The sequence below is a fragment of the Aquimarina muelleri DSM 19832 genome (assembly GCF_000430665.1).
Lineage (GTDB): Bacteria > Bacteroidota > Bacteroidia > Flavobacteriales > Flavobacteriaceae > Aquimarina > Aquimarina muelleri.
On the sequence record NZ_AUML01000077.1, the window covers coordinates 1 to 4,480 of the forward strand.

The following is a 4,480-nucleotide window of genomic DNA, read 5'->3' on the forward strand; positions in this document are numbered from 1 at the left end:
GCTCTTGGAAAAGATGCTTACTGCCTTTTTTAAGATATCACGTTCCATTTTTACATCTCGTAATTCTTTTTCTAATTCCTTTACTCGTAATTGTTCTGTACTCAATTCCTGTTTTACAGTGAATTTACCAGAGGTAGATTCATAGGATTTACGCCATTTACGGATCATACTTCCATCTAAATCATATTCTGAACTCACTTGCTGTACGCTTTGACCTGATTGTAATAACTCTACAATCATAAGTTTAAAATCGTTACTATGTTTTCGCTTTACCATAATTCAAATATATTTAACATTATGGGCTATTTAAAATCGTCCTAACAAAACTAGATATTCCATACTGATAACACAGCAACTCATAAAAGTAGCAAAAGGTAAAAATAGCCAGTATAGGGTTATCCCAATCCCAACCACCATACTAAAGGATATTACCACCTATGTAAAGCATAGGAACAAACAAAGCACAACTACCAAAGCTTTACTGTTAAACCAAAAAGGAGAGCGGTTAAAAGCCTATACGGCAAGAAACATTTTACAAGGATTATTAGAACAAACCCCAATCACGAAAACCATCACCCTACATAGTTTGCGTCATAGTATTGCTACCCATTTATTACAAAACGGTATAAAGGTAGAATATGTACAAGAGTTTTTAGGACATAAACAATTAGAAACTACAGAGGTATATACAAGAATAACAAAGGAACAACTAAAGAATTTACAATGAATTTAAAAGGGTATGTATCCGAAAAATACAGTTCAAAAAGTGTGGCATCGTATTTACATCGTATAAAAAGCTATCAAAATTATAATCAAAACCATAGCAAGGGAACATTACAAAATGTATTGAGCTACTTGCAAATATTACGTCATCAAGGCAAGCACCCTAAAACCTTAAAGAACTATTTGCACAGTATAAAAATATATTACGATTACCTGCAATATACAGGCAAACGAAAAGACCATCCTTGTAAAAAACTTCAGTTAAAAGATAAGCTGGATAAACGTATAAAAGTAATCGAACTGTATAGTAAAGAAGATCTGGAAAGTTATTTAGAACAGACAGTAAAACATAAGAAATTGATGGTTAGTTTTTTAGTGTATCAAGGAATTACAGCCAGTGAACTGGTGTTTTTAAAAGTGCGCCAAATAGATATAGAAAAAGCAGAACTGGTATTAGCAAACAGAACCTTGCCTTTACAAGCTACACAAATGCCCTTATTGCTAGGGTATTTACAAGATAAGCAGCAAAATGAATATGTATTTACCACAAGAAACAATAAGCGATATCCAATATCAGAAATCAACGATTACATCAATAAATCAAGACCCAAAGAAGGTAAAATAACCCCTTTAAAAATAAGGCAAAGTGTGATTAAGAATTTACTAAAAACCAATGATATTAGAATAGTTCAAGTATTTGCAGGACATAAAATAAGTGCTACTACTGCACAATACAGGACTACCAATTTAGAAGCTTTAAAACAGCAGATAAATAGAAAACACCCCCTGTTGTAAATACCCCAAGTGTCTCCCTACGGTCGCATTTACTATTATCACATCAGCCCAAAAAGGGCTTTTGTAATAAGCTGTCTATAAGGTCTCGGTGCTGCCCTTTCTATGGCAAAAATTTTTAAGTTGCAGAAAAAGCAACATAAAAAATCTTTAGCCCCAGCCGCCTTGCATCCCCTCGTCGTGTTCCCAGTCTTTTTTTAGTCACAGTTTTACCAAAAAAACATGTGCCAAAAAAAATCCTTACACACTTCATTGGCTACGCCGCTAGTCGCAGCCTACTGCGCTGTTTTTTTTGAAGTTGTTATTTTCTTTTCAATTGAAAAAAAACAGCTTGTGGCGCATCCCTTCGTTATCACTCTCGGTCTGCGTCGGCTGCTCCCTTCGCTTCGGCTACGCCTTTGTTTTGCGTGCAACGCAGCTTATCTTCAGTCGCCAGATGGCTAGGGTTTATAATAAAGCGGAAGCCTACGGCTACAGCCTTTGCGCACTTCCCCTTTATTATAAACCGTTCTCACGGTTGGGGAGAAAACACTTCAAAAGTGGAAGATTGAAAGGATGATGCGGTTGTAATCTTCCGCTTTTGTAGTGTTAGCCCTTGTGGCGATTGAACAAATGCATTAATAATCGTAGTGCGTTGGCAGTAGCGGGCTGTTTTACATAAATACTGTTATAGCCCCTGACAAAGGAAGTGCGGGTATAATAATAGTTATGTAACACAGCTTTGGGAAAATACGTACAACTTTTTATTTTTCAATTGAAAGGATAAAGCTTACTTTTGAGAGAGGAGATAGAGGACGTTCTTTGTATCTTATTGTCATGTGGGTATTTAGGTTAAGCTCTCGCAAGCTAAAAAATTGCACAGAGTTATATCTCCAAAGACCCCATAGGGTTACTTTCGGGAGAGTTTAATTTATATTCCTATGTAAATAACAGTAATCTTTTTATTGATCCATATGGATTAGAATGTAAAAGATTAAATGTAGGAGATGCAGGGCATCACGTTCCTGCTGTTAGAAAAGCCAAAGGCAGGCCTTTCTCAATTAAACGGAGTGATAAAACAAGACCTACATTTCATTTTAAAGGAAAAGATCCAGGACATGATCATTGGAGATTACATAATGCAGAACGTGGTTCTGTAGGTCCGAGGCAAGGTGGATTTGACGGTACTGACGATGAATTATTTGACGCTTATAGAAAAGCATATGATGGATTAGATGATATAAAGGTTGATGTTAAGTCACCTAATGGAACTCATAATTTAGGTTCAGACGTTACTCCAAAAGAGGGAGTTGATTTAGTTGAGAATTGGTTAAAAGAGCAAGGTTCATGGGGGACATAATAAATAAAATTTATGAATAATAAAGAGAAAATTTTAAATGATTTTATCGACAGTAAATTAAGATCAATATTAGACTCTTATTCTGAAGATAGTTTTGATGATATTTTAGATGAAAGAGATGAAGAATATTTTTCAGATGTTTGGATGAGTATTTATACTGAAGTTGAAGCCCTAACAAAAGAAAAAGGAGTAAATCCATTTTCAGAATCGATAAGGGAAAAGGCATTTAAGCTTATAATAAACGAAACCGATAATTCAGATTTAGCAGCCTATATTTCAGACGATTTAGGCTTGTTGTCTGATGCAGTTGATGTTGGTTATAATAATGGGTGGTTAATTTCATTATGGAATGAATATCAAAAAAATAAAATTCCAAGTGGGAAATTAAAAATTCATGAGGGGTATTTATCGGATTTATTTAAATAGCCTTGCTAACTCCCCGCTGGGTTATAGTATGTGCTAGTGCTAGTTTGTAACTAGTACCGATTATGAGTGAGTAAGCATAGCAATAAAAAATAAAGTAACTTAAAACCAAAGATATGCCAATCAAAGACAGAGATTACAACAAAGCCAAGGCGCTGTTAGAAGCAGCAGGTAGTAAAAGTGCCGAGAAATCACATCCTAAACACACGGGTAGTAAAGGCTCTCCAGATAGTCACGGCAGGAGTTTATATAACGAGGCACAACAAGATTTTGGCGGGCAACCTACCGCAGCACAATTAGAAGCTTTACGTAAAGCTTCTAGGTTTCTGGGGGTATAGATATACTAAATAACCATAAAAAAACCACAACAGCGATGTTGTGGTTTTTTTGTTACATAATACTTTGCAGCTTCACTTGTTTTAAAAAAGCGTCAAGCAATGCAAAAACATGATCCTTATTCTCAGGGGTCAATTGCTGTATATCTTGTAGTCGTTTTAAAGTCTCCTTATCAATCTGCTCATACTCCCCATCTTTTACCAGATAATCAAGGGTAACGCCTAGTGCATCAGCTATTTTAGTAGCCACATCAATAGACGGTGTATTTTCTCCACGCTCATACTTGCCAATAATATCACCAGATGTACCAACCATCTTTCCTAAGTCAGACTGTTTGATCTTTTTTTGTTTTCTAGCGAATGCTAATCTATCCGAAAAAGCCATAAATACCTCGTTTTTATTACCTATTTACTAGGTTATAGCAAATATAAACGACTTATAGGTTAAAAACAATTAGGATAGCTCTTGTTTAAAAACGTTAAATGAGTTAGATTTGTGAGGTATTTATCAGATTACACTTTTTTCAACAATTTTTAATACACATAAAACTTCATGAGACACAGAAAACTTACGCTACAATCCGATCACAGAAAATGTGCTGATAAAAAGTATAAAGCTTATCCTAGTTTAAAACTATGTGGTAAGTGGTTACAAGATTGCGGATTTAGTCCACAAGATAAAGTACGTATCACGGTAGACAGGGAGGTTTTGATCATAGAACTCGTGAAAGATTAACCTTATGGAAATATCAGAGATCAAAGACCAGTTATCGATTACCGATGTGCTACAATACTACGGGGTAGAGCTTATAAAAAACAAGCAATGCTTGTGTCCTTTTCATGACGATAAAACCCCAAGCATGCAGGT

8 protein-coding genes are annotated in these 4,480 nt (G+C 35.3%); 6 read left to right on the forward strand and 2 right to left on the reverse strand.

Annotation, left to right across the window (positions count from 1 at the left end; genetic code table 11):
- On the reverse strand, nucleotides 1-276 hold a 276-nt coding region (locus H527_RS0118380), incomplete at its 3' end, for an IS3 family transposase (protein WP_027414011.1).
- An 82-nt stretch (nucleotides 277-358) separates the two neighbouring features.
- Between H527_RS0118380 and H527_RS23695 the strand changes: the two genes are divergently transcribed.
- The 4 genes from H527_RS23695 to H527_RS0118400 all read left to right on the forward strand — a co-directional run bounded on the left by H527_RS23695 (nucleotide 359) and on the right by H527_RS0118400 (nucleotide 3,615).
- Complete coding sequence (locus H527_RS23695) at nucleotides 359-727, forward strand: tyrosine-type recombinase/integrase (RefSeq protein ID WP_262891765.1); 369 nt, start codon at nucleotides 359-361, stop codon at nucleotides 725-727.
- Nucleotides 724-1,518 carry a tyrosine-type recombinase/integrase gene (locus H527_RS0118390; RefSeq protein WP_027414019.1) on the forward strand — a complete coding sequence of 265 codons (795 nt, stop codon included), beginning with the start codon at nucleotides 724-726 and terminating at the stop codon, nucleotides 1,516-1,518. The genes H527_RS23695 and H527_RS0118390 overlap by 4 nt, the downstream gene beginning before the upstream one ends.
- Before the next feature lie 1,348 nt (nucleotides 1,519-2,866).
- Nucleotides 2,867-3,280: a hypothetical protein gene (locus tag H527_RS22665; protein ID WP_035088985.1), complete on the forward strand. Its 414-nt coding sequence runs from the start codon at nucleotides 2,867-2,869 to the stop codon at nucleotides 3,278-3,280.
- A gap of 113 nt (nucleotides 3,281-3,393) precedes the next feature.
- On the forward strand, nucleotides 3,394-3,615 hold the full coding sequence (locus H527_RS0118400; RefSeq protein ID WP_027414020.1) for a hypothetical protein: 222 nt from the start codon (nucleotides 3,394-3,396) through the stop codon (nucleotides 3,613-3,615).
- A gap of 52 nt (nucleotides 3,616-3,667) precedes the next feature.
- Here H527_RS0118400 and H527_RS0118405 read toward each other — a convergent pair whose 3' ends face one another.
- Nucleotides 3,668-3,997, reverse strand: coding sequence for a helix-turn-helix domain-containing protein (locus tag H527_RS0118405; RefSeq protein WP_027414021.1), 330 nt, complete (start codon nucleotides 3,995-3,997; stop codon nucleotides 3,668-3,670).
- A gap of 168 nt (nucleotides 3,998-4,165) precedes the next feature.
- Here H527_RS0118405 and H527_RS0118410 point away from each other — a divergent pair, with 168 nt between their 5' ends.
- Together H527_RS0118410 and H527_RS24850 are read left to right on the forward strand one after the other, a co-directional pair.
- Nucleotides 4,166-4,348: a SymE family type I addiction module toxin gene (locus H527_RS0118410; protein ID WP_027414022.1), complete on the forward strand. Its 183-nt coding sequence runs from the start codon at nucleotides 4,166-4,168 to the stop codon at nucleotides 4,346-4,348.
- A gap of 4 nt (nucleotides 4,349-4,352) precedes the next feature.
- The coding region (locus H527_RS24850; RefSeq protein WP_428829407.1) for a CHC2 zinc finger domain-containing protein at nucleotides 4,353-4,480 on the forward strand (128 nt) is incomplete at its 3' end.